The following is a 25430-nucleotide window of genomic DNA, read 5'->3' as shown; positions in this document are numbered from 1 at the left end:
TTTTACTCGAAAGCAAATGTGAGAAAAATTTTCATTTAACCCAAGGGAAGTTTCGACTTCCCTTTTTTATTTGCTCTCTCTAAAAAGTTACCTTTGTGAGTTGAATGTGCCTATGATAAAAGTAGCAAAACATAGAGAATGGTTTGAGCCAAAATAGTTCTCTTCCCTCCCCTACTTTTGTGAGGGTTTTTATCTCGTAAAAACAAGCCACTGTTAACCTAAAAAAAACACTGTCAAAATGACACAAAAAGCAGAGTCAGATTTTGGGGTTTAGTCGAGGTTCTCTCGAACACCTCTCGAACCTACCCCGAAGCGACACCCAATAAAAAAGACCGCCAAAATGACATTAAAACCTCACTCTGCGTATCGTTTTAATGACTGGAGCCACGTGGACAGGACTATTGTTTTTGAAAGTCAGCAGTTTAACAAAAATTTTATATTTTTGAAAACAAGAGCGAAGAAGTTCATTAAAAACGTAAATTACCGACAACCCAAAACTACAATAAATACGGGGCCACTCTGATGTACAGTGAAGTGGTCCTTCCCAAACAGGAAGGCTACTGGGGGAGCAAGATCTATAGCCATGTAAATAATGCCATAGCCGATTTTAATGTATATCAAAACAGAATGCGTTTGGCGAATGCAATACAGCACTCCAACGCCGCCCAAAGCGTAGGCCGTTTTGAACAATTTTTGTTTGATGAGGCCCCGGGGTAGTTTTTAGGTGGCTTGCCTATAGGTAGAGTAGGTAGAATCGCCGCTAAGACGAGTACACAAGCGTTTAAATCATTTACAGCAAGTAATTACAGATACAACCTTCAGGTTTTAACAGGGAAAAGCGGGGTTGGTATGGATGCACACCATATTTTCCCTCAAGCTTCGCGTTTCCAACAACATTGGAACAGAGTTGGGCTAAATATTCACGACCCTAAAAATCTTACGTGGTGGCAAAGTGGTGCGCATAGAAGTGCTGCTGGGGCTTATAACAAGGCTCGGGATGGATTTTTTAGACAATATCCAAATGCAAACCTTCAGCAAATTCAAAATTTTGGAAATTCACTAATGAAAAGTCACGGATTTTAATATGGATAACCCGTTGTGCATTTTAAATAATACTGATTTTTAGATGATTTAAGTTTCTTTGGAAGATAAATTTATTGATATATTGAATAACCGTTGCAGCGGTTATTTTACTGATTATCCTTGTTTTAAAGCCTTCAAAAATTTTAGCATAGTTTCTTTTAATCATAAACTGGTCACAAAGTTGAGAGAAAAATGTCTCAATTCGTTTTCGCTTTTTCTTGTCTAATGAAAATTGAGGAATATAATCTTTCTGATTACTTCTCATCGGTGTATCTAATTTAATATTAGCGTAGTTAAATAAATCTATTTGAACTTTTGCTGATAAATAACCCCTATCTCCTATTAAAGTACAATTTTGCATTTGCTCGCCAATATCTTTTAAATAATGGAGGTCGTGAACGGATGCAGGGCTTATATCAAAATTCTTAATAACACCATTTAAAGAACATACTGCGTGTAGTTTATAGCCATAGAAATACAATTTCTGTGAAGCACAATAACCATATGTTGGCCAAGAATAGGATTGCTCTTTACAAATTTTTGAACGAGTAGAACGAGCGTTTTCACAAACTTTCATTGGCATACCATCAACGATAAAAATATCTTCAAACTCATCGAACTCCATCGAAATACGCTGTCTAATTTGCTCTGTTTGTAGGGATAGTCTTCGTTTTCGCTTATTGTAAACACTTGTTTCGGTTTTTAATGGAAGAAGATAAAAAACTAACGGTAGTTTATTTAGCAGAACGCTTGAGGGGTGGTCGCTTATCCGGTTATATCTATACCTAAAACTAATGGAAAAGGCGATTGCTTTTATTGTTTGTCTATAGTGTTTTTAATTTGTTTTGGTGTATGTTGTTTGTTATTATTACTATTATAAAACTTATTATGCAAGGGAAATATTGTCGGGAGTGTTTCTTTGGTCTTAACTAAATGAAAAAACTCACTGTATATTATGAGAAATCATCAAAAAGTCTTTACTTTTGAGGAATTAACATATCAGAAAAAGTAAAGCATTTGCTTTTATTCTGCAATAGTTGAATCTGGAAAATTAAATTGTCCGCAGAGTAAATAGTGAAGGCTCACGTTTATAGTTTAGGCTTGGGTTTCTTCTTGCTTATTCGGACAACGGCAATCCAGAGCCTCTCTATATGAGTAAATAAAGTTTGAAGCCCACGCTTTTTTAGTGGACGACACTATTTGGCTGAGATAATATGTAAATTTGTAAAAAAGAAAATTATATATAAAAACTGAACAGTTACAATGAACGAGAATTATTTATTAGAAGATTTGAATTACGATGATGAATCATTTTCTTTTGATGATTTAGAAACAACCTTAGATTTACAACTTCAGGAGCAATTGTCTGATCTTTCTGATATGAATATTGAATTTGAAAAAATTGAAAATCCTGATTCTTTAAGAGATACAGTTACCACAGTTATTTGGGAGCAGTTTGTTAACCAAATTGGAATAAATAAGGGACTTGGGGCAAAGACTAAAATTGATGAGAGAGACTTTGACCAAGAAACAATGGATAAAGCAAGAAATAGTTCTGGAGATTTCGTTGATAAGTTTGTAATTGATAGAAAAGTTAAAAAGAATGAAACGAACTACTCTGATGATAATATAGAAATGAGGAAAGATCCAAAGTTTACAAATTTTAAAGGTAAGATTAATCAAGAAAGATATGAAAATGGTAATAAGATTTATGATGAATATACAGGAAATCAAATTACAGGGAGAGAAGTGCATAATGTCGATCATGTAGTTCCAGGAAGAAGAATACATAAAGATAGAGCTAGAAAATTTGCAGGGATAAAAACAAAAGATTTAGCAAATCAAGAGGAAAATTATGCTGTAACCAATGAGTTTCTAAATAATTATAAACGAGCTAAAACTAACTCTGAGACATTGGAGAATTTTGAAATTAAAAAAGAAGGCTGGAAAAGAGAAAGAGATGCAACAATTTTATCTGTAAATAGTAGTAATAAATATGATTTAGACAAAAGAAAGGAGATAGAAATTGCCGAAATGAAATACAAGGGGAAATCTGGAGCGGATTCTCAAAAAATGCTTGATAAAGAGAGAGCAGCTGAAAATAAAATTAACCAAGATATTAAAGATGGAATTAAAGCGTCAGTAGAAGGTAAAATTTTAAAAGCAAAAGAACAAGGAAAGGAGATTGCTTCATCCTCATTGAAATCTGTTTTAATGGGGCTTTTAGCAAGTTTAATGAAGAAAATTATTCAGAAACTTATCCAATGGCTTATATCTGCAAAGAAGAGTTTTTCAACTTTTTTAGATAGCTTAAAAGAATCCATTAAAGAGTTTTTTAGCAATTTAAAACAACATCTCTACAATGCTGGAGATAGTTTATTAACAACTATTGCTACTGCGTTATTTGGACCTATTATAAATATGGTAAAGAAAGCTTGGATTTTCTTAAAACAAGGTTATAAATCTATAAAAGAAGCCGTAGCGTATATTAAAAGCCCAGAAAACAAAGGAAAACCTTTAAGTATTCTAATGCTACAAGTAGGTAAAATTGTTACAGCAGGATTAACTGCTGGTGGTGCACTTATTCTTGGGCAAACAATTGAAAATTCATTGATAACATTATTTCCAGGATTTGGAACTCCGATTCCATTGCTAGGTAGTTTAGCAAGTATTCTAGGAATATTCTTCGGTGCTTTAACTTCGGGAATAATTGGTGCAATTGCTCTTAATTTAATTGATAAAATGATTGCTAAAAAACAGCGTTCAATTTTAACTTCCAGTCAAATTGATAAAGGCAATGAAATTCTTGCTACACAGAATCAATTGATATTTGTGGCTGGTAATAATGTTGCAGATAAAAAAAATAATGTTCTTAGTGATATACACAATAGGCATAGTAATTTGAGAAACAAAATGAATAATACATTTATTGATAATAAATCGGATAACTCAAAAAGAACTGAAAATGATGATAACCTTGATGATTTATTTGCACTATTAAACAGCTGATAATTATGAATGAATTAGAACTGAAAAGAAAAGAACTTGATGAGGCAAAACTGAGAGTAAAAAAAATTGAGGATAGAACTCCAAGAGCCCCCGTATTAAGAAGATTTGAAGAAAGTACATTTTTTGGGTGGATGTCAAAAAATGTTACGGGTGAAGAGATAAATAAGTTAGTAAAGGACGTTCAAAGTGCCTTAATTGAATCTAATAATAATTCATTAAAAATCATTAGAGAATTTAAAGAAGTTTATAATGTTGTTGATGTTTTAGACAGAGAATATATTGGTTATTTTGAAGATTCTATTAATAAACTAAATAAAGTAAATGGAGAAGTTCAAGATGCTCAAAAAGATATAAGGAGAACGATTGAAGCTTTGAGAGCTACTATTGAAAAACACTCTAAATATGAAAATAAATCATCAAAAATTATTGATGAATTAAAATCTAAAATAGAAATTTTAGAAAACACCATAGATTCTAATCTTCAAAACTTGAATACTATTCAAAATATTATCAGTTATTTAGAAGGTTTTTCTCATTTTAGTAATATTGATGAAACTTGGGAAGATGTTCAGAAGCATACATCTTTAATTAATGAAGCAAAAGTAAAAATAAATGAGCATCAAGAAGGTATTAAGGAATTATCAATATTTAAAAATAAAATTGATAGCTACAAGCATATTGAGGAAGTTGATTTGATTTGGGAAGATGTTCAAAAGCATTCTATGTTAATTAATGAATCAAAAGAAAGAATAAACGAGCATCAAAAAGATATTGAAGAATTATCAAAATTTAAAAATACAATTGATGGCTATAAGCATATTGCAGATGTTGATGTGATTTGGGATGAACTTCAAACTGAGAAAAATAAATCAATTGAAGCTAATTCAGAGATTGAAAAAATAAACGAAAGTATAAAAACTCTATCATCACATAAAGATATTGTTAAATCTATTGTTCACTTAAGTGATATTGATGAAACTTGGGAAAAAGTTCAGATGCATATTGAACAGATTGATGAAGTCAATAAAAAAGTAGATTTAATAAAGAAAGAGAAATTAGAATCTGATTCAGCTTTTACTAATGCTAATAAACATTTAGATAACACTTTCAATGATTATAAAACTTCACTAGATAAGAAATTAATGATTTCTTATGTGATTAGTGGAGTTTTATTTGTGTTCCTAATATTACAATTTATTTTAACTCATCAATAAATGGAGAATAAATACGAACAGTTACTTTTTAGTTGTGCAAAAGAACTAGATAAACGAAGTGATAATAATGGTGATTTTTTTAGATTGACAAGTAGAATTATTTCTACTGATGATAAATTAGCAACTAAAAAAGTATTTAAATTAATATCAATTATCGTTAACTCAAATGATGAAGGGCTTGTAAACTTATCAAAAGAATATAATGACTTATTGCTTAGATATTTTGGCTTTCAAAAATTAAAAGAAATTTACGCTCCAGAAACTGATGAATCTAAGCCGACTGAAGAATATTCATTGGAAGAATTATTATTTCAATTAGATCAACTGACAGGACTTCAAAATGTAAAAGATATAATAAAAAATCTTATTTCATTTCAAAAAGTTCAGCAATTAAGGAGAAAGCTGGGTTTTGTTAATCCTAAAAATACTTTACATCTCGCTTTTATTGGTAATCCAGGCACTGGTAAAACTACGGTTGCAAGAATTGTTGGGAAGATGTATAAGGAATTGGGATTATTGTCTAAAGGACATTTTATAGAAGTATCAAGAACTGATTTAATAGCTGGGTACCAAGGGCAAACAGCATTGAAGGTAAAGAAAGTTATTGAAAAAGCAAAAGGAGGTGTTTTATTTATAGATGAAGCATATAGTATTACAGAAAATGAACATTCTGATTCTTATGGAAGAGAGTGCCTTACAGAACTTACGAAAGCATTAGAAGACTACAGAGATGATTTAGTCGTTATAGTTGCAGGATATAGTGAACCAATGGAAGTTTTCTTTAATTCTAATCCTGGTTTAAAGTCAAGGTTTAATACTTTTATAGAGTTTGATGATTATTCTGATAACGAATTAGTTGAGATTCTTTTGAATTTTATTAAAACCAATGATTATTCTATTGATGATAATACTACTATCTGCCTAAAGGAGAAGATTGCAGAGAGTTCTACAAAATCTAATAATGCTCGTTTTATAAGAAATATTTTTGATAATTTAATTTTAGAACATGCAAAAAGAGTTTCTGAATTAGAAATGCCATCACCAAAAGAACTTCAAGAAATTATTGAGAGTGATATAACACATTTATTTACAAGTAAAGTTGATTAAATCCTCTTTTGTAATAAACTTCTATCCTTTTGTAGAAAGCCACCATACAAAAGGCTATCAAGGTTAGTATAAAGCCACTATACTTATGGTTAGAAAGGCTTGGAGGGTATTTTAATCCAAAAATTGAAACTTGATTATACCCCTTTTAATAAAGAGCATTCAGAAGATTTACAGCAAGCGTGTGATAAACTAATCCAAGTATATCAAAAGACAAAAGCCCCCGAATAAGGCTTTAGCAGAATAACATCAAACATCAGACTTGAAACTTGGCGTTTTTTTCACATCAAAGAAATTTTGCTTGCTTTGATAAAGTGATCAACGGTAATAAGCAGGTGTTCCTTTCTACACCTCTCCAACGCCGCCCAAAGCGTAGGCCGTTTTGAACAATTTTTGTTTGATGAGGCCCCGGGGTGGTTTTTGGGTGGCTTGCCTATAGGAAGTGTAGGTAGAGGAGGTAGAATAGCCGCTAAGACGGGGTATAACTTTACAAAGACTACGGCAGCTCATATGGATGAAGCAAGGCGTATGATACCAGTTCAAACCTTAGATGATATTATTAAAGCTCCTATGCAGGTTTTGAAAGACCCACAAGGTACTAATGCACTTATGCATTATTCTCAAATGTGGAAAAATAGTAAACTTTATAATGTTGAAGTGTTGTATGATAAAGGGACTAATACGATTATGCACTTTAAATACACACAAAAAGCAATTGGTCCTTTACAAGCAATTCCAAAATAACATGTATAAAAAAGACGACAAAAGGAGGTTATATCAATTAATGGATATGTTTGTTATGTCACAAATAACAGCATCAGTTTTTTGTAATGAATTCTATTATTCTTATGATTTAGAAATTGACAGTGATACATTGAGCAATGAAGAACAACAAGCATTTTCGGATTTAAGTATAGTGTCAAGTCGTTTTTCTCAATTTAAAGAAGATCACGAAAAGTACCCAAATGGATTTTTTACAGAAGAAGAATTAAGACAGAAGATAATAGAAACAAAAGAGAAATTACAATCACAAAGTCCTATTAAATAGGATTTTGTACCTTATTATACCCAAATTTCGAAAGAAACAATGATTAAATTTTCGGCCAAGTCTTATGAATAGGAGTAAAATTAGCGATTATAAACTAAAAGTAGTGTTCTGTAAAAACCTGCCCCCAAAAAGCAAGGTCAGATTTTGGGGTTTAATCGAGGTTCGCTCGAACACCTCTCGAACCTACCCCGAAGCGATAAACAATAAAAAAGACCGCCAAAATGACATTAAAACCTCACTCTGCGTATCGTTTTAATGACTGGAGCCACGTGGACAGGACTATTGTTTTTGAAAGTCAGCAGTTTAACAAAAATTTTATATTTTTGAAAACAAGAGCGAAGAAGTTCATTAAAAATGTAAACGGCCAACACCCCAAAACTACAGTAAATACGGGTATGTCCTAAACAACCCGCTGATGTACAATGACCCAAGCGGGGAGTTATTTTGGTTTGCGGCTTTAGCAGCAGCCTTTAAAAGTGTATTTTGGGCAGGTGTTGTTTCTGCAGCTATTGGCGGAGCAATTATTGGAGCAGGATTATACTTAGGCCAAGCCGCAATTACAGGAAATTTCTCTTGGGGAGGTTTGGCAAAAACATTCTTTGGAGGGGCAATTACCGGAGCTGTTTCCGGTGCTTTAGGACAAGTTTTTAGTGCGAGTGGCTTTTGGGCAACCGTAGGTAACGGAGCCTTAGCTGGGGCAGGAAGCGGTGGCGTTAATGCGATTCTTAATGGTACAAATTTCTTAGAAGGGATTGCAAAAGGAGCTGTAATAGGAGGGGCAATTGGTGCTGGTAGTTACGGGTTAGGAAAGTTGTTCCAAGGGAAAAATAATGTACAGTTAAATGCGGATGGGAAATTTAGTTACGATGGGCAGCAATTCGCTAATAAAGAAGAGTTAATCAGCTATATACAGGATAATAACGGGGACGTTAAGACTATTATGAAAGAGCTGAATATTAAGGATATTAAATTAGCAACACCTAATGATTTACCACATTCTAGAGAAACTTTCTACAAACTAGAAAACGGGCTTATGAAGGAATATTCGAGTGCTCATGGAAAAATCACCCACAAAGGGACAGTTTTAGCAAAGACCATAGGTGATAAATCAGGTTCTACCATATATGTATCTCCAAGTTTAAAAGGGCTTAATGTAAATGGTACATACATAGGTAAATCGATATTAAACCACGAATTTATTCATGCAAAACATATAAGTATAGGGCTAACTAATAAAATATTTATGGAAAGATCGGCTTGGTCATATAACTATGCGTACGCAAAATATCATAATATTCCCCTTGAAATATTTAGGCAAAATGTAAATAGATATGGAGGATTTAATATTCCTTCCAATTACAAATGGAGCAAATTAGGCCTTGAAAAATTCTTAAGACTTTTTTGATTATGTTTAGAATTTACTTTGTATGTTTTTGTTTGATTATATCCTCTTGTGGCCAAAAAGAATATGTTACAGGATTTAGTGAGTATATTGATGAGAAGCTCATAGTGAGTTTTAAAGGTCGAGAAGGACGATTCTATCATTATAAAAATCCTGAAGGTGAGTTATTTAGCGATTCAAAATTTCTTGTAGACACGGTTTCATTTAAACTTACCTCTAAGGATTTAGAAGATATTCAAAACTTTTTTGTAGAAGAAAAAATATACAATTTTAGGAATATTAATACAGATATTTATACAGATTCAGTTTTTATTTCGGAAAGTGCAATAGAAAGATATGAAATTTATACCAATAAGCGTGTAATCATTGTACAACCAGAATATTTTGGACCTATTAACAATGATAGTGAGAAAAAATCGGCACATTTTAAAAATTTTTACAAACTATTGGAAAATATTTTATCTTCGAGAATTGAGGAGGAGAGTAAATGATAGTGTTTCGCCTTCCTAAAAAGAAATAATGATTATGAGGCTTATTCAATTGAAATCAGGGAATGTTCCCCTCTCCCCCATTCGTGACTATCCAAAAAATTCTTTTTTTACGAAAACTTTAACAAAGGTAGTATGTAGAGTATAATCGGCACGAGCTATGAGAGCTATTAGTACAATGAAATATGTTATAAAATATTACACACAAAGGTGGTGATTCAACTTCTTAATGAAAGAAGTTTCCGAAAGCGACTGCCACCAAATAAAACAGCTTTTAAAATCAATATAAATTTTAGATAAAATGAAAGTAATATTAATCGTAATTAGTTTATTGTCTTTAATCTCTTGCGCTTCTACTCATGATGAATATGACATAATCAACCATTTTTTGAAAGAAAAACATATACGATTAGAGAATTTATCTACCGAGCCTTATTATTTTAAAAATTCTTTGGAATACTTTAAGGAAAGTGCATTTGAAGAAGTGGGATTCAAAATACAAAATGAAAAAAAATATAAAATCGATACGGCATTAATTACTAACAAAGTAAGTAATTTAGAATCTCATTGTATAACAAAAATCTCTAAACCCTTACGAGCTATTAATAGTGAAAAAATTCTTATTGCTGTAGATAAAAAATGTATAAGATCAGAAACTCTTATTATTTTTTTACTTCATTATGAAAATAATAAGTGGGTAGTAGAAACTAATATTAAAGCCAAAAGGGAGTATTCTCATTAATCACATGGTTTGAAAAAAAGCTAAAATTGTAATAATTGGTTTCATTTCTGTTTTTATCTTGGAGGTTAGGGCAAACTTGCTGCCCACGAAGCGAATCCCCCCCTGCTTTTAGCTTCAACACTTCGCTCCACCTTGCGCAAATACACTGATGTAGCGAAATTCGCTACATCGGGAACAGACTTGGCTACGATGGGGAAATCGAAAGACAAATTTTCAATTTTGCATAAAAATTAAACCAATGAACTTTGCAGTTTCGCCTCACTATCGCAAAACCCTTCTTGGCAGCAGTATCAATTTTTTACAGTTATATATTTATCGTCCGCTTTCCATATTCTATATTCCACTGACCAACTTTCTGGAATATAAAATGGTCTTGCATAATAACTTTGATATTCAATAAAAATATCTTGGCTACTTATTATTTTCCGCTTTACTTTTTTTTCACTTTTACAATCGGAGTTCATTCCTTCAAAAATTTCTGCGGCATCACTCTCTATAACGTAATATGGATATCTTGAATTTTGAGGAATTCCATATTCTTCTTTTAAGTTTTTACTGTTAAAGCTAAAACTTGCATTTGAACATTCTCCAACAATTGCTTCAAATGAAAATTTCACTTGTATTTTATAATCTTTTGAATTTTCTATTTTTGGAAGAAGTAAGTCAACTCTTTTGAAACCTTCTTTTGGTTGTGGATAAGATGGAGCATTTTGTGCATTTAGTTTTATGCTAAAAATAAGTATTATTATCAAACGCTGTATTCTCTTCATAAGTTGTTGTTTTTAAATTTGATGTGGAAATATTGCCGATAACGAAAAAAGTATTCACGTGTATTTTTACAAATCTCTCTAAGGATAACTTCACCCCCTCATCTTGCAAAACCTATGTTACCTGCCGTTTTTTAATATTATATTTAAAATCATATAAAGTTCTTGAATAATATTATTGACAGTTTTTCATACATTTTCCTTGTTTGTTGATATAAATGTATCTGTTTTTAAATAAAACTTCCGCTTTACCTTCTGAAAATTCCCCAATATCGTCGTATCTAAAAGGAATAACTAATTTGTTGGTGATATTTACAAAGCCCCATTTATTATTCAACTGTACGCCTGCAAGTCCTTCTGAAAATCTCCTAATACCTTCATATTTAAAAGGAACTATAACTTTTCCATTTTTATCAATAATGCCCCATTTTCCTTTTACGGAAGCTCCTATTAATCCCTCAGAAAAATAAGCTTCTATGTCATCATATATAAAAGGAATTATTTCTTTTCCATTTTTATCTATAAAAGTATATTTACCCGCTAGACTAACTGTAGCAAAGCCTTCTTTAAATGTATTTATATAATCGTATTTAAAAGGAATCATCTCATTTCCTTTATTATCTATATAACTTGCTTTGTTGCCTAACTTAACAACTGCAAAACCTTCCGAAAAATTACCAATATAATCGTACTTAAAAGGGATTATTTCCTTACCACTTTTGTCAATATAACTAAATTTATTATTTAATTGCACAATAGCAAAATTTTCTGAAAAATCACTAACACTGTTATATTTAATAGGGGTTATTTCAGTTCCATGCTCATTAATAATTCCCCACATGTTGTTTAACTTAACAATTGCAATACTATCTTCAAAATTTTTTATAAATTCATACTTTGGATATTTTGAACGTAATTCTTTTGAACTATAAATAATGTCTTGTTGCGCATGTAAGTTTCCAACAAAATTTAAAATTAAAAAACAGATAAATTTAGTGATATTAATGTTTTTCATACTTCTTGAATTTAATCTAAATATATTGTGAGGATGATGATTTAAAATTGCAGGTAACGTTCCGGCGGCTTTGCGAAGTCCCCTTTGTAAGGGGACTTCGCAAAGCCGCCGGAACGATGTAGCGAAATTCGCTCCGTTCTTTCGCTACATCTAGCAAACATCAGCCTTCAAGTTCCTGATTATTCTTTTTCTCGGCTTAGGAAAGTTTTATCCTTAGGTTTTTAATCATGTCCTTGGTCATCTCAGCGATACCGAATTCGTAATTCAATCCCCAATCGTTCCGTGCTACGGAATCATCAATCGACGCCGGCCAAGAATCGGCAATTGCCTGACGGAAATCGGGTTCGTAATTCACTTCAAATTCAGGGATTTCTTTCCTTATTTCTGCGGCCAACTCGGCAGGCGTAAAACTCATCCCGCCAAGGTTATAGGACGTACGTACCGTCAGTTTTTCTTTAGGGGCTTCCATCAGTTGGATCGTCGCATTAATGGCATCATCCATGTAAAGCATCGGCATGGCTGTATTCTCGGCGATGAAGCTGGTGTAACGCCCGGATTCGACGGCTTTGTAAAATATTTCCACTGCGTAATCCGTGGTTCCTCCACCCGCCGGAGTTTTCCAAGAAATCAATCCCGGATAACGAATGCTTCGAACATCCACCTCGTATTTGTCGAAATAATATTCGCACCATTTCTCCCCCGCCAACTTGGAAATTCCGTACACCGTGGTCGGATTAAGCACTACTTCCTGACCGACATTGGTTTTGGGAATCCCCTTCCCAAACACCGCAATCGAACTCGGCCAAAAAATCTTTTGGATTAAGCCTTCCCTAGCCATTTCACAAAAGTTGATCAAAGGTTCGACATTAAGCTTCCACGCAAACAAAGGTTGCTTTTCCGACGTCCCCGACAATAACGAGGCCAAATGGTACACCGTCGTAATCCCATAATCTTTAATCACCTGCCTAACCAGTTGGGTGTTGGTTACATCCATACGCTCGTAATACTTTGCCTTCGTAATTCGCTTATCCCAGCGATCCAGCCCCGAAGCCACTACATTTTCTTCGCCGTGGATGGCGATGAGTCGGTTGGTCAATTCGGTTCCTATTTGCCCTAATGCTCCGGTAATAAGTATTTTTTCGTTGGATGTATTCATTGGATTAAATTGTATTGGTTATCTCACAAAAATAAAAATAATGCGCGTGCCAAAAAAAACATTTCTTTACTTTTGTTAAAAATATTGTTTATGAGAATCATGCTGATTGGCTTTCTTTGTTTGGTACAACAAGGATTTGCCCAGTTTACGGATTATAACGTTACCAAAGAAATCCAAACCAAAGCCAAAAGCGTCGTGGTTTCCGCCCACCCTTTGGCCAGTGAAGCCGGTGCCGCCGTAATGAGGAAGGGCGGGAATGCTTTCGACGCTGCTATTGCGACCCAATACGCCTTGGCGGTGGTTTATCCTCAGGCGGGAAATATTGGTGGGGGCGGCTTTTTGGTCGCTGTAAAAGCCGATGGTGAAAAACTCGCCATCGACTTCAGGGAAACCGCCCCTGCCAAGGCGCACCGAAACATGTACCTCGACAAAAAAGGAAAAGCCAATACCGACTTGTCCCAAAACGGAAGACTGGCCGTAGGCGTACCCGGCTCGGTAGCCGGATGCTACGAAACCCTAAAATATGCCCGTCTCCCGATGGAAGAACTTCTACAACCGGCTATTGATTTGGCGGAAAAGGGGTTTGCTATTACCGAAAAAGAAGCTAAACTGCTCAACGAAACCAAAGAAGATTTTCTTCGGCACAATAAAACGCCTATTGTTTTCGTGAAAGATACCCCGTGGAAAGCTGGCGATGTGCTGGTTCAAAAAGAATTGGCCGAAACACTCAAAAGAATCCAGAAATTTGGAGAAAAAGAATTTTACGAAGGAAAAACCGCCCAAATGATCGTAGCCGAAATGAAAAAAGGGAACGGCATTCTCGGTTTGAAGGATCTGAAGAACTACCAAATTAAAAAAAGAATTCCTCTAAGTTTCGATTATAAAGGCTACGAAGTTGTTACCATGCCTCTGCCGTCCAGCGGAGGGGTATTGCTTGCCCAAATGCTCAAAATGTCGGCTTATGAAAACCTTTCACAGTACCAATACGCCTCACCGGAAGCGGTTCAGATCATGGTAGAGGCCGAACGCAGAGCCTACGCCGACCGGGCCGAATACATGGGCGACCCCGATTTTATCGAAGACCGAACACCTTGGCTTATTTCCGACGATTACCTAAAGGAACGATGGGCTTCATTTTCGTTTTCCCAAGCCACGCCCAGCGCACAAGTCGGGCGCATCCTCTCGTCTACGGAAGAAAGCCCCCAGACCACCCACCTTTCCATTTTGGATAAAGAAGGTAATGCCGTATCTGTTACCACAACCCTTAACGGGTACTACGGCAGTAAGGTCGTTGTCGCCGGAGCCGGTTTTTTCCTAAATAACGAAATGGACGATTTCTCCATCAAACCGGGGGTTCCCAACCTCTTCGGTGCCGTAGGCGGAGAGGCCAACGCCATTCAACCGGGCAAACGAATGCTTTCTTCCATGACGCCGAGCATCCTTCTAAAAGACCAACGCCCCGCCATTGTAGTGGGAACTCCTGGGGGAACCACCATTCCCACCTCGGTCTTCCAAGCGATTGTTAATATCGTGGACTTCGGACTCAGCCCGAATTTGGCAGTAAATCTCCCTAAATTTCACCACCAATGGCTTCCCGAGACGGTGGCCGTGGAAAAAAACTTTTCTCATGATACTCGCAAAGCCTTGGAACAAAAAGGGTACGTCTTCAAAGAAAGAGGCCCCATCGGAAAAACCGAAATTATCGCCATCGACGACCAGGGCCATATTACCGCTGTCGCCGATAGTCGTGGGGACGATTCCGTGGCGGTAGAATAATTTCATGTTTTTTGTAACTTTTGATAAAAACAAACAACTTATCCCTATAAATTTATAAAGATAATATGAAAAAGAGAATTTACTCGCTAGCGGCTGCCGCTTTTTTAGGTGCAGCACTTAATGCTCAGCAAATCCAATTCGAGGAGTACAAACTTCCGAACGGGCTTCACGTTATTCTTCATCAGGACAATACCGCTCCTGTCGTTACCACAGGCGTGATGTACCATGTGGGTTCTAAAGACGAACAGGTCGGAAAAACGGGTTTTGCCCACTTCTTTGAACATTTGTTGTTTGAAGGAACGCCCAATATTGCCCGCGGCGAATGGTTCAAAATCGTATCGGCGCATGGCGGGAGCAATAACGCCAATACCACAACCGACCGTACTTATTACTACGAAACCTTCCCTTCCAACAATTTGGAATTAGGGCTTTGGATGGAGTCTGACCGTCTTTTACAGCCGGTCATCAACCAAGTCGGTGTGGACACCCAAAAAGAGGTGGTAAAAGAAGAAAAAAGGCAACGCTTGGATAATCAGCCTTACGGGCGCTTCATGTACGGGGAAGCCTTGTCGCCCCACGTTTTCAGCAAGCACCCTTACCGCTGGAGCGTCATCGGTTCTTTTGAAGACTTGAGCAGTGCAAAACTGGAAGACTTCCAACATTTCAGCAAAACTTTTTATGTGCCTAACAACGCCGTTTTGGTTGTAGCGGGAGACTTCCAAACAGCCGAAGCCAAGAAACTCATCGACAAATATTTCGGTATCATCCCCAAAGGTGCTGAGGTTAAAAAGAACTTCCCCAAAGAAGAACCCATCACCTCCGCCAAAAGAGTAACGGAATACGATGCCAACATCCAAGTGCCATTACTGGCGATTAACTTCCGAACACCAGATAATAAGTCCAAAGACGCCTTCGCGTTGGATATGCTTTCCGATTACCTTACAGGGGGCAAATCTTCCGTTTTATACAAAAAATATGTGGACCAAAAGAAAGAAGCCTTGCAGATTTTTGCCTTTAACCGCCAAATGGAGGACTATGGCATCTACACCATAGGAATCCTGCCTCAAGGGAAAGTCGCTTTCGATCAGTTGGAAAAAGACATCCAAAGCGACATCCAAAAGGTTCAAAACGAACTCATTTCGGAAGAAGAATACCAAAAGTTGCTCAACACGTTTGAAAACCGTTTTGTCCAGCAGCGTTCGGGTGTTCAAAGCATTGCACACGCCTTGGCCGATGCCTATATGCTTCAGGGGGATACCAACAAAATCAACACCGAACTCCAAATGTACCAGTCGGTAAGTCGGGAAGACATTCGCAACGTTGCCCGTAAATACCTTGGCGAGAACCAAAGGGTCATCGTTCATTACCTGCCCGAGTCGGCGAAAACTGCAGAAACTAAAAAATAACTAATCTGAAAATTTGATATGAAAACAAGAATATTATCCATAGGGGTTGCGTTTTTGGCTCTTTCGATGAATGCACAAATCGTGCGTCCCATGCCGAAACCAGGGCCTGCACCGGTCATCAACTTAGGAAAATCCAACGAATTTAAGCTGAGCAACGGGCTTTCCGTTATTGTGGTGGAAAACCACAAGTTGCCGAGAGTCAGTGCCACACTGACCATTGACAACCGTCCTTTTGCGCTCGGAGACAAAAAAGGAACCGACGGTCTTTTGGGCGATTTGTTGGGAACGGGAACCGCCACCCTCTCCAAAGATGCTTTTAACCACAAAATTGAGCAATTGGGAGCCCAAGTAAACTACTGGAACGAAGGCGGAAGGGTCTCTTCCCTGAGCAAATATTTCGGTGAAGTATTTAAGTATTTTGCCCAAGGCGCCACACAACCCCAATTTACCCCGACGGAATTCGATGCCGTAAAGGCCCGCTACATCGAAGGATTGAAAAGCGATGAGAAAAGTGTGGAATCGGCAGCGCAAAGAATGGGCGATTTTCTGACTTACGGAAAAAACCACCCTTTCGCCGAGTTCGACCACAAAGACCTTATTGAGAAGATCACCTTGGCCGACGTTCAGAACTACTACGACCAGTACTACCGTCCCGATAACGCGTATTTGATTTTCGTGGGCGATATTACCGTAGCCGAAGCCAAAAAATTGGCGGAGAAAAACTTCGGTGCTTGGAAAAAGAAAAATCCGAAAATCGGAGAACTCCCCAAAGCCGCCGAAGTAAAGCAAACCGAAATTAACATTGTGAACATGCCCAATGCCGTACAATCGGTTGTTGCAGTAACCTATCCGGTGAATTTGACAAAAAAAGACCCCGACTATTACGCCGTGCAAATTGCTTCTACGGTGCTGGGCGGCGACTTCAACTCCAAACTCAACATGAACCTTAGGGAAAAACACGGCTGGACTTACGGCGCAAGAGGAGGAGTGAGAGATTCCCGCTACATCGGACGTTTTGTTACCAATGCCACCGTACGCAACGAAGTAACGGACTCGGCCGTTGTGGAAACCCTGAAAGAAATGAGGGTCATGACTTCCGAAAAAATAAACAAAGAAGACCTGGAAAACGTGAAAGCCAAATTCTTGGGGAACTTCGTGCTTTCGCTGGAACAACCCGAAACGGTTGCCCGACAGGCTTTAACAAAAAAAACGGAGAATTTGGGCGAAAACTTCTACACCGACTATATCAAAAACATCAATAAAGTAACGGTAGAAGATGTGTTGAGGGTTTCCCAAAAATACTTCAGACCAGACCAAGCCCGCATTGTGGTAACAGGAAAAGCGGAACAAATCAGTGAAGGGCTGAAAAAACTGGGGTATCCGGTTCGGTTCTTCGATGCCTATGGGAATGCCATTGAAGACCCAACCCAAAACAAAAAGCAAATTGACGCCAACCTTACCGTCGCAGACGTTGCCGAAAAATACCTTTCTGCCATCGGAGGCAAAGAAGCCGTAAAGCAAATCGCTTCCGTTACCACGAATGCCTCGGCGAAAGTTCAGGGTATGGAGTTGGAATTAACCCAGCTTCAAGCCAAAGGCGGGAAAATCGTTACGGATATGAAGATGATGGGGCAAAGCATGCAAAAGCAGGTGTTCGACGGAAAAAACGGTTACATCGTAGCCAATGGTCAAAAAATCGACCTTCCGGAAGAAGCCAAAGCCGAATTGGTTAAAGCCAAAGAAATCTTCCCCGAACTCGCCTTTGCCGGAAACAGCGAAGTGAAGCTGAAAGGCATCGAAAACCACAACGGCGAAGACGCCTACGTGGTACAGGACGGCGGAACCACCTACTATTACAGCGTAAAAAGCGGGCTGAAAATCGGCGACGTAAAGACCCTAAAAATGATGGGACAAAGCATGAGCATCCCTACCTCATACAGCGATTACCAAGTGGTTTCCGGGGTAAAAATGCCTTTCACTTTCAGTCAAAACATGATGGGACAAGACATTGTTTTCAAAGTAACGTCCTACCAGTTCAACCAAGCGAAAGAAGAAAATTTCAAATAAAGAAAAACTTTTTTCGTCCCAAAAAAGACAGCCTAAGGCTGTCTTTTTTGTTCCCAATACGTTTGTTGGTCTTCAAAGAAAAGAGCGTCCAGCCAAGCGTCCAACGTCATGTAATGCAACGCTTCCTCGGGTATAGGCTCAAAAGGCGTGGTAAAGAACGAGCGGTCGAGCACGGGATTTTCCCGATCCAACACCTTGATGTTTTGCGGGCTGTAAAAAGGGTAATTCACCACGTCGGCGTTAAAAGTCAGGAGTTTTCTGGAAGCCGCCAAAACCTCAAACGTACGCATCGTTAAACCGTTTTGGTAAGGTTTGTTAATATCCAAAACCGCACAAGTTTGGGCGTAAAGTTCCAAAATCTGCCCGTGAGCGAGTTTTTGAAAACTCAGTTTTTTCAAATCGAATGCGCTAAGGTTTCGGTCGAACCAACGGCGTAACCTGAAATAAAACTTCCCCGGTGCATAATAATAAAAAAACGAACGAAGCGCCAAGCGTTCCGCCGCCGATTTCACGGCCTCCCCCACCCGATAACGGTCGGTATGCGCCGTGCCAACCATAACGACGTCCCATTTTCGCTCTGCCACAACGGAGCCCGCCCTGCGGTAATCTTCCAAAAAAAACAAAGGCCGAAAGCCCCAGTTTTCCCGTAGAGCATCCGCACGGTCAAAGGTAAAAACCCGATCCATGGCTTTACCGATTGTTTTGAAGTAGCCGTGTTCCGAAACCGAATCGAAGGTGTAACCAATGCAGACCATCCCGGGATTAAGAGTCCTGATTTCCTTCAAAAACCATTGCGGCACCGCCTCGCCTTTAATCAGGAGAAAATAATCGTAGTTTTTCGTCTTTACCCGTGCCAACAGCCTACGGTAATAACGGCGGATTTGCCAGTGAAGAAGCCGTCTGTCAAAGCGAATCAGCCCCTTTACCACCACCGAATTGGAAGGACGATCGTCGTAAAAATCCACCTCGGCGCCCCGCTCGCGAAGGCGACGAACCACTGCCTGCTCGTAATCGAAAAAACGAACCGCCACCACCAATAGTCGTTGCCCCCTAAAATCGTCACTCATAAGATTTATTTTCAGAAAAAAAGTTTTCGGGAAGCCATCTCTGCCAACGAAGCCTCCAACCGATTTTCGCCAATCGACTGGCCAAGCACCCATGCGGTAAACTTCTGCATCCCTTCCGAAAAATCGGTTTGCGCCTCAAAGTCCAACAGCCTTCGCGTCTTGGTCATATCCGCAAAATTATGGCGGATATCCCCCAAACGAAACTGCCCCGACACCTGAATATCAACCGATTTCCCATAGTTGGCTCGCAAGTGTTCGGCCACCGAAAGCACCGTTACCGGAACCCCGGTTCCCACATTGAGTATTTCGTTTTTCAACGTTCCATTTTCAAGCCCTTTCTTAAGGGCCCTTACCGCATCGTCAATATGGATGAAATCTCTGGACTCCCTCCCGTCTTCAAACACATTAACGCTTTTACCGCTGAGAATTTGGTTGGAAAAAACCGAAAGAATCCCCGTGTAAGGATTCAGCAGCGACTGGCCTTCCCCGTAAACGTTTTGAAAACGAAACGCAATGGACGCTATCCCCAAAGCCTGCGCCACCGTATGCACCATCTGCTCCTGCGCCAGCTTGGTAATGCCATACACCGACGTAGGGTGAAGCCCGGCCTCTTCGTCCGTGGCCATGGGCTGCAAAAGCTGCCCGTCTTCGTGGAAGAGTTCAAACTCGCCCCGTCCCATCGCCTCCACCACTCTCGAACGCGGATAAACCACCCCCAATTTGGGATGATGGTATTTCCCCTCGCCGTACACCGCTCTGGACGAAGCCACAATTATTTTTTTCACCTGATGGCTGCCGTTCACCAAACAATCCAACAGATGTGCGGTTCCCCCGACATTCACCTCGTTATAAGCCGAAATTTTATACATGGACTGCCCCGTCCCCGTCGCTGCCGCCAGATGCACCACCGCCTCCTGCCCCTCCAAAGCCTTCAGCCAATCGGCTTGCTGGGTTACATCGCCATGAATAAAGCGCACCCGATCCCGAATGCTTCGGTACAAAGGCGAAGAAACCTCTGGGCATTCGCCGTGCACCTGAGGCAACAAGTTATCCAAAACCGTAACCCCATACCCCTCAGCCTCCAACGCCAAAGCCAAACGACTGCCTATAAATCCTGCTCCTCCTGTAATAAGTATTGTTTTCAAAAGACCTACGGTAATTTATTAAGGGGTATTCTGTTTTTCGCCCCGTAAAACTAAAAAAACACGCCCAATATTCATAATAAATCGCCCTTTATTTTTATCCCCCCTGAAAAAACGCCAACGCCCGAAAGTCCTCCATGGAACAAAAGCCTTTCCCTCAAAATCCCCACACCGGAGACAAAAAAAACAGTAAACACCTGTGCCGTGCCTCTGTACCCTATGGTATTCCCTGTATTTTTCGACTTTTCGTCATATGTTATAGGCAGTCCTGATTTATTCTTTTAATTTTATTAAAGCTTCTCTATGTTTTAAAAGACTATCTCTTATTTCTTTAAATTTAACTTCGTCAAACTCATAATGTTGTTCTCCATACTGTGACTTTAAAACTTCTTTGCCACTTTCTAAAGTAATAACCTGTGCATGAGCAAACTTATTTCGTATGTCTATAACTTCATCATTATATTTTTTACTTATTTCAAGAAATTCTGGAATATATTTTTTGGAATCTTGATTGCACTTTAATATTCCCCTAAGTAATTTCCATTTTTTTATAGCTTCTAATGACAAATAAACAGCATTAATACCATTTTCTTTATAAGCTTTTTCAAGTTTCTGTAATCTTTTCTTAAAGTTTTCAAAAATTTCTACATTCAAAAAATTATCACAATCAAAGTTGTCTATAAACGGAGATTGAATGTATAATGATAAGTGCTCCTCAATAATTGCATCAAGCTCAGAAGTTTCTCCTACAATAAGACCTCTCATGGAATTGATTTCTTCAATTTTTTTGATTGTAGTTTTAAAAACTTTTACAAATTTATCTTCTAGCTCTTTTCTATCAGAATGATAAACACCTTCAAATTGATGTTTTCCAACTGATTCTAAGATTAGACTTTTATCACTCGAATAAAAGACTATATCTGTGTAGATATCCTTGTCTCTCAAAAAATCAATTATTGAATCTCCTGATTCTGAATTCTTTAAATTAAAGTCAATTAGTAAGATGTCATATTTTTTTAATCCTGTATTATTTATTTCTTCTTCTACTTCTTCTAAACTAATTTTTCTCTTAATAATAGGATTAAAACCATAATCTAGTATAGTTTCTTTAAATAATTCAGATGTTGTATCAAACCATGAATTATCATCTTCAACCCAAAGTAAATAGTAATTTAGCTTCATTTAGAAAAAGTTATTATTAATTCAAATCCATTTTTGTATTCAGGATTGTAGATAATTGTTGCATTAAAATCTTGATTAAGTAATCTTCTAACATGATTAAGTCCTAAACCTGCACCTTTAGTTGAAGTTATGCCTTCCTCAAAAATAAGTTCAGGATCTATTGATTTATCAAGTTCTTTACCTATATCTCTTATTGACAGAATTAAATTCTCATTTTTTTCGATAAATTCAAAAATTACTTTTGATGCATTTTTCTTTTTTGAATTGTTTAAAATATTGTCTAAAATAACTGATAATTCAATTGGTTGAAAATTTTTCTTAAATTTCACATCATTTGTTATGAACTCATATTTAAGCTCTTTATGTAAAGAACCATAAATATTTATAACATAGTTTTCAATGTATGAAACCAAATCTTCGTTTGCAGAAAGAGTGGCTTCTAAGAAATTTGATTTTGTTGTGAATTTTGTAATGGTATTAATTTTTTCATTTACTAAGCTGATACCTTGTAGAAAATCAATAATTTCTTCTTTTGACATATTACTTTTCCTATCAAGTTTTCGTTTAAATAATTGAATTTTTTTAGAAATATCATCGGCATAAACTCCAATAATGTGATTGGAGTCTCTTAAATCCTTATAGGTTATAGTCTCCGCGGAACGAAATCTATCAATTTGTCTTTTTTGATTTTCAGATTTTTTTTCTACTTTTTTTCTATTTTCTTCTTCTTCTTTAGCCTTTTGCTCAGCTTCCTTACGTTTTACTGCTTCTTCACGTCTCTTTAATTCAGCAGCCTTTGCCTCTAATTCAGCCTTTCTTCTTTTATCTTCCTCTTCTTTTTGTTTTCTTTCTGCTTCTGCTCTTTTTTCAGTTTCTTGTCTGAGTTTTTTTTCAGCCTCAATACGTTTTTTACGTTCTTCTTCCTCTCTACGTATTGCTTCTTCCTTTTCCTTTAGAATATTATTGAAATTATATTCAGTTAACTTAACTTGATTTAATAAATCTAAATCGTTTGTTTTTTCCGCAATTTTTTCTAATTCTGAAATAAACTTAGGTTGAACGACATCAAGTTTCTCATTAACTAAATTGACTAAATCTTTATTGTACGAAATGATTTTAATGTTCTTATCATCACTAAGGGTTTTAATGAGATTAACAAAATCAATTTTACTCCCCAAGTTATTCAAGGCATCTTCATAGGTATCTTTATCTTTATCATTTTTCAATCCTTCTCTCTGTAAATCGGCAATTTCTTCATTCAAAAAGTATTTTTTCCTCTTAAAAGCCTCTCCCCATAAGACACCAGCAACATATCTTTCAAGTCTAAGAAATGCTTTTTCCTTAAAAATTTCAAATAATATTTTTTTTCCAATAGTTTCTACCAAACCACCATCTCGACTTGAAACTTCTTTAAATTCAATAAAATTTTCTGTAATTAATTCTACAGAACCAAATAAATCCCTCGTTCCTAAGAAACGATTGTATCCTTGCTGTTTTCTAATATCCAACTCCCAACTGTCATCGCCTGGATTTCCATAGGGTTGTACTCTAAAACCATTTTTAAATAAGAATACATTGCCATACTTAACAGGTTCAATATCCATTATCTTTCCAAAGTTTATTTTAGCACTTCGGTTTAAGAAATAAAGATTGATGTTTAAATTATCGATTAATGATTTGTATTTATTTTTTTCCTCTATATGATAAATTAATATCCCTCGGTCTATTATTTTAGTAGTGATTAAATCATCTCTAAGAAATACATCAATTTGAGTAGTTTTTAAATCAAGAACTTTTAAAATGGTATTATCAATAACTCCATTTATTATTAGATTTTTATCCTCATATAAAAAGTCTCCTAGAATTTCTTTAGCATCAATTTCTATTGAAAAATCATTTTGTTTTGCAAATGGATTAATCAATTTTTCTAAAGACCTTCTAAGATTAATTAATTTATCCTTACTCCAAGAAGAATTAAGATTTTCAATTTTTAATATTGTACCATTTGCAGATGAATTTGGAAAAATATTCGAATTTGCAGTTTCTTCAAATGGTATATCTATTGCCCCAAAACTTTGTTTTGCATCAATTTCAAATTTGTTCCAATCAACTTCAATTTTATAGGTTTGATTTGATGAGATTTTTGAAGTAATCAATTCCAATTTACTTCCCAATCTATCGCAAGAGAATCTACCTACACCTTTAGCGCCTGCATAAAATCTTCTCGATTTAAGGTTGTTAAAATGTGAATCACGCTTTAAATCCTCATCTTCAGTATTATCTTTTTTAGCAGAATAGGCTACTGAAAACCATTTTTCGGATAAGTCAGTTTTTGACATACCCTTCCCATTATCAGCAATGATTATGGTATCTTTTTTAAATGTTATTTTAACTCGATTTGCATAGGCATCATATGAGTTTTTAACAAGTTCATATATAGCGATAAAATCATCGGTAATCAAGTCTCTACCAATGATATTTTTCATTCCAGTTTTTACATCAAATCTTAAAAAGCCTCTGTCTAATTTTTTACCCATTCAATAAATTTCTTAAAATTATTCCTGCTTGCTCTGCAAATAAAGGCGGTATTGCATTTCCTATTTGGGAATACCTTGGTACTTCTTGTTTTCTCAATTTTCCACCAGTTGTATATTTTCCTTTAAATTTATACCAATCAGGAAATGATTGTAAACGAGCATATTCCCTTACTGTCATAATTCTAGGTTCCTTATAATGAATATAATCATCAGGTAAAGTTGTAATAGTTGGACTACAAGCATTTCCTGATAAAGGGATTATTGTATGTTTTTTTATATTATAACGTTCACGTATTTCAGTTGATATATCTAAATTTCTCCTATTTTCAGTTAGTTCTAAAATAGCTTTAAATTTAGCTATAGTAGAATCTTGGTGTTTAGGATAACGATGACTATCTGGGATCTCTGTACGAATATTTTTTCGAATATACCTTTGATATTTTGAATTAGGTTTTCCGTAAACTGAAGATTTAAAACCAGGTGAATCAGGTGAATCCACTAATCCATTCGATTGAAATAAATCTGATATTGCATCTTCAACTGTATTTGTCAAATTGAGATTATTTGATTCTATAAAGGAATACTTATTATTTTCTAAATTTTGAAAGAAAGAATCTGCAGTTTCTTGAGTTGCATTATTTAATGTTTTTTTTACTCCAATTAAAATAAATCTAGTTCTTTTTTGCGGAACTCCATATTCAGAAAAATTAACCAATTTTCCATGAACATAATATCCTAAATCATTCAAACTTTTGAGTACAATTTCAGAGTAAGCAATCCCTTTTTCCTTATTTTTTTTGAATTCCATAGTAAAGCCTTTTACATTCTCAAAGAATATTAAGTCAGGTTGAACTAAATCAACAAATTCTATGTAAGATTTAATAAGTGAATTTCTCTCATCGGCTTCGTTTCTTCTACCTGCCATTGAAAACCCTTGACATGGAGGACCTCCTGCAACTAAATTAATTGTACCTCTAAGCTTCTTTAATTCGAATTTATGTCTTTTAAGCACATCATTAATATCATGTGATGATTGTGGCAACCAAGCTGGCCATTCAAAGTGTTTTTTTTTATCTATTAAATTAAATTCTAAAGTTTTAAAAGCATCAGGATTTTTTTCGATAGCAAATAGACCTTTCCACATGGAATTATGTAACCCCAATGAAAGTCCTCCGCAGCCTGAAAATAAATCTATATATTTTAAACTATCCATTTCTACACTAAA

At 36.4% G+C, this 25430-nt stretch carries 21 protein-coding genes and 1 pseudogene; 13 read left to right on the top strand and 9 right to left on the bottom strand.

Going from position 1 to position 25430, the window contains the following annotated elements; all coding sequences use genetic code 11:
* Positions 1–522 precede the first annotated feature (522 nt).
* Together VQ048_RS09265 and VQ048_RS09260 are read left to right on the top strand one after the other, a co-directional pair.
* Positions 523–717: a hypothetical protein gene (locus tag VQ048_RS09265; protein WP_327611414.1), complete on the top strand. Its 195-nt coding sequence runs from the start codon at positions 523–525 to the stop codon at positions 715–717.
* Between the two features lie 132 nt (positions 718–849).
* Positions 850–1083, top strand: coding sequence for a hypothetical protein (locus VQ048_RS09260; RefSeq protein WP_327611413.1), 234 nt, complete (start codon positions 850–852; stop codon positions 1081–1083).
* A 22-nt stretch (positions 1084–1105) separates the two neighbouring features.
* Here the strand turns inward: VQ048_RS09260 and VQ048_RS09255 are convergent.
* Positions 1106–1789 (bottom strand): annotated as a pseudogene (locus VQ048_RS09255) (IS982 family transposase); the annotation flags it as partial.
* 557 nt (positions 1790–2346) lie between these two features.
* Here VQ048_RS09255 and VQ048_RS09250 point away from each other — a divergent pair.
* The 8 genes from VQ048_RS09250 to VQ048_RS09215 all read left to right on the top strand — a co-directional run bounded on the left by VQ048_RS09250 (position 2347) and on the right by VQ048_RS09215 (position 10090).
* A complete protein-coding gene (locus VQ048_RS09250; protein WP_327611412.1) occupies positions 2347–4092 on the top strand; it encodes an AI-2E family transporter in 1746 nt (581 codons plus the stop codon).
* Positions 4093–4097: 5 nt separating this feature from the next.
* Positions 4098–5306, top strand: coding sequence for a hypothetical protein (locus VQ048_RS09245; RefSeq protein WP_327611411.1), 1209 nt, complete (start codon positions 4098–4100; stop codon positions 5304–5306).
* A complete protein-coding gene (locus tag VQ048_RS09240) occupies positions 5307–6413 on the top strand; it encodes an AAA family ATPase (RefSeq protein WP_327611410.1) in 1107 nt (368 codons plus the stop codon).
* 390 nt (positions 6414–6803) lie between these two features.
* The gene (locus VQ048_RS09235) at positions 6804–7154 is read left to right on the top strand and encodes a hypothetical protein (RefSeq protein ID WP_327611409.1); all 351 of its coding nucleotides are present in this window, start codon (positions 6804–6806) and stop codon (positions 7152–7154) included.
* A 1-nt stretch (position 7155) separates the two neighbouring features.
* Positions 7156–7458 (top strand): colicin immunity domain-containing protein, encoded by a 303-nt coding sequence (locus tag VQ048_RS09230; protein WP_327611408.1) that lies wholly within the window; start codon positions 7156–7158, stop codon positions 7456–7458.
* 415 nt (positions 7459–7873) lie between these two features.
* Positions 7874–8863 (top strand): hypothetical protein, encoded by a 990-nt coding sequence (locus tag VQ048_RS09225; protein ID WP_327611407.1) that lies wholly within the window; start codon positions 7874–7876, stop codon positions 8861–8863.
* A gap of 2 nt (positions 8864–8865) precedes the next feature.
* Complete coding sequence (locus VQ048_RS09220; protein WP_327611406.1) at positions 8866–9351, top strand: hypothetical protein; 486 nt, start codon at positions 8866–8868, stop codon at positions 9349–9351.
* Positions 9352–9649: 298 nt separating this feature from the next.
* Positions 9650–10090 carry a hypothetical protein gene (locus tag VQ048_RS09215; protein ID WP_327611405.1) on the top strand — a complete coding sequence of 147 codons (441 nt, stop codon included), beginning with the start codon at positions 9650–9652 and terminating at the stop codon, positions 10088–10090.
* 290 nt (positions 10091–10380) lie between these two features.
* Here the strand turns inward: VQ048_RS09215 and VQ048_RS09210 are convergent, their stop codons facing one another.
* The 3 genes from VQ048_RS09210 to VQ048_RS09200 all read right to left on the bottom strand — a co-directional run bounded on the left by VQ048_RS09210 (position 10381) and on the right by VQ048_RS09200 (position 13028).
* Positions 10381–10860: an ecotin family protein gene (locus tag VQ048_RS09210; RefSeq protein ID WP_327611404.1), complete on the bottom strand. Its 480-nt coding sequence runs from the start codon at positions 10858–10860 to the stop codon at positions 10381–10383.
* 172 nt (positions 10861–11032) lie between these two features.
* Positions 11033–11872, bottom strand: a complete 840-nt coding sequence (locus VQ048_RS09205) for a WG repeat-containing protein (RefSeq protein WP_327611403.1) — start codon at positions 11870–11872, stop codon at positions 11033–11035.
* Positions 11873–12068: 196 nt separating this feature from the next.
* A complete protein-coding gene (locus VQ048_RS09200; RefSeq protein ID WP_327611402.1) occupies positions 12069–13028 on the bottom strand; it encodes an NAD-dependent epimerase/dehydratase family protein in 960 nt (319 codons plus the stop codon).
* A gap of 90 nt (positions 13029–13118) precedes the next feature.
* Between VQ048_RS09200 and ggt the strand changes: the two genes are divergently transcribed.
* The 3 genes from ggt (at position 13119) to VQ048_RS09185 (ending at position 18277) form a co-directional block, all read left to right on the top strand.
* Positions 13119–14804 (top strand): gamma-glutamyltransferase, encoded by a 1686-nt coding sequence (gene ggt / locus VQ048_RS09195; RefSeq protein ID WP_327611401.1) that lies wholly within the window; start codon positions 13119–13121, stop codon positions 14802–14804.
* A 65-nt stretch (positions 14805–14869) separates the two neighbouring features.
* The gene (locus tag VQ048_RS09190) at positions 14870–16210 is read left to right on the top strand and encodes a M16 family metallopeptidase (protein WP_327611400.1); all 1341 of its coding nucleotides are present in this window, start codon (positions 14870–14872) and stop codon (positions 16208–16210) included.
* A gap of 18 nt (positions 16211–16228) precedes the next feature.
* A complete protein-coding gene (locus VQ048_RS09185; protein ID WP_327611399.1) occupies positions 16229–18277 on the top strand; it encodes a M16 family metallopeptidase in 2049 nt (682 codons plus the stop codon).
* A 32-nt stretch (positions 18278–18309) separates the two neighbouring features.
* Here the strand turns inward: VQ048_RS09185 and VQ048_RS09180 are convergent, their stop codons facing one another.
* The 5 genes from VQ048_RS09180 to VQ048_RS09160 form a co-directional block, all read right to left on the bottom strand.
* Entirely contained in the window at positions 18310–19344 is a 1035-nt protein-coding gene (locus VQ048_RS09180) for a WaaS/CpsH family glycosyltransferase (RefSeq protein ID WP_327611398.1), read from the bottom strand.
* A gap of 11 nt (positions 19345–19355) precedes the next feature.
* Complete coding sequence (locus VQ048_RS09175; protein ID WP_327611397.1) at positions 19356–20489, bottom strand: NAD-dependent epimerase/dehydratase family protein; 1134 nt, start codon at positions 20487–20489, stop codon at positions 19356–19358.
* A gap of 270 nt (positions 20490–20759) precedes the next feature.
* Positions 20760–21668: a hypothetical protein gene (locus tag VQ048_RS09170; protein WP_327611396.1), complete on the bottom strand. Its 909-nt coding sequence runs from the start codon at positions 21666–21668 to the stop codon at positions 20760–20762.
* Positions 21665–24205, bottom strand: coding sequence for an ATP-binding protein (locus tag VQ048_RS09165; RefSeq protein WP_327611395.1), 2541 nt, complete (start codon positions 24203–24205; stop codon positions 21665–21667). Before VQ048_RS09165 ends, VQ048_RS09170 begins: the two co-directional genes overlap by 4 nt.
* Positions 24198–25418, bottom strand: coding sequence for a DNA cytosine methyltransferase (locus VQ048_RS09160; RefSeq protein WP_327611394.1), 1221 nt, complete (start codon positions 25416–25418; stop codon positions 24198–24200). The genes VQ048_RS09165 and VQ048_RS09160 overlap by 8 nt, the downstream gene beginning before the upstream one ends.
* Positions 25419–25430 lie beyond the last annotated feature (12 nt).

The organism is Bergeyella anatis (assembly GCF_036016955.1).
In the GTDB taxonomy this organism is placed as follows: domain Bacteria; phylum Bacteroidota; class Bacteroidia; order Flavobacteriales; family Weeksellaceae; genus JAYWXI01.
The sequence above is the reverse complement of the archived record's forward strand: the minus strand, read 5'-3'. Positions and strand labels throughout refer to the sequence as shown.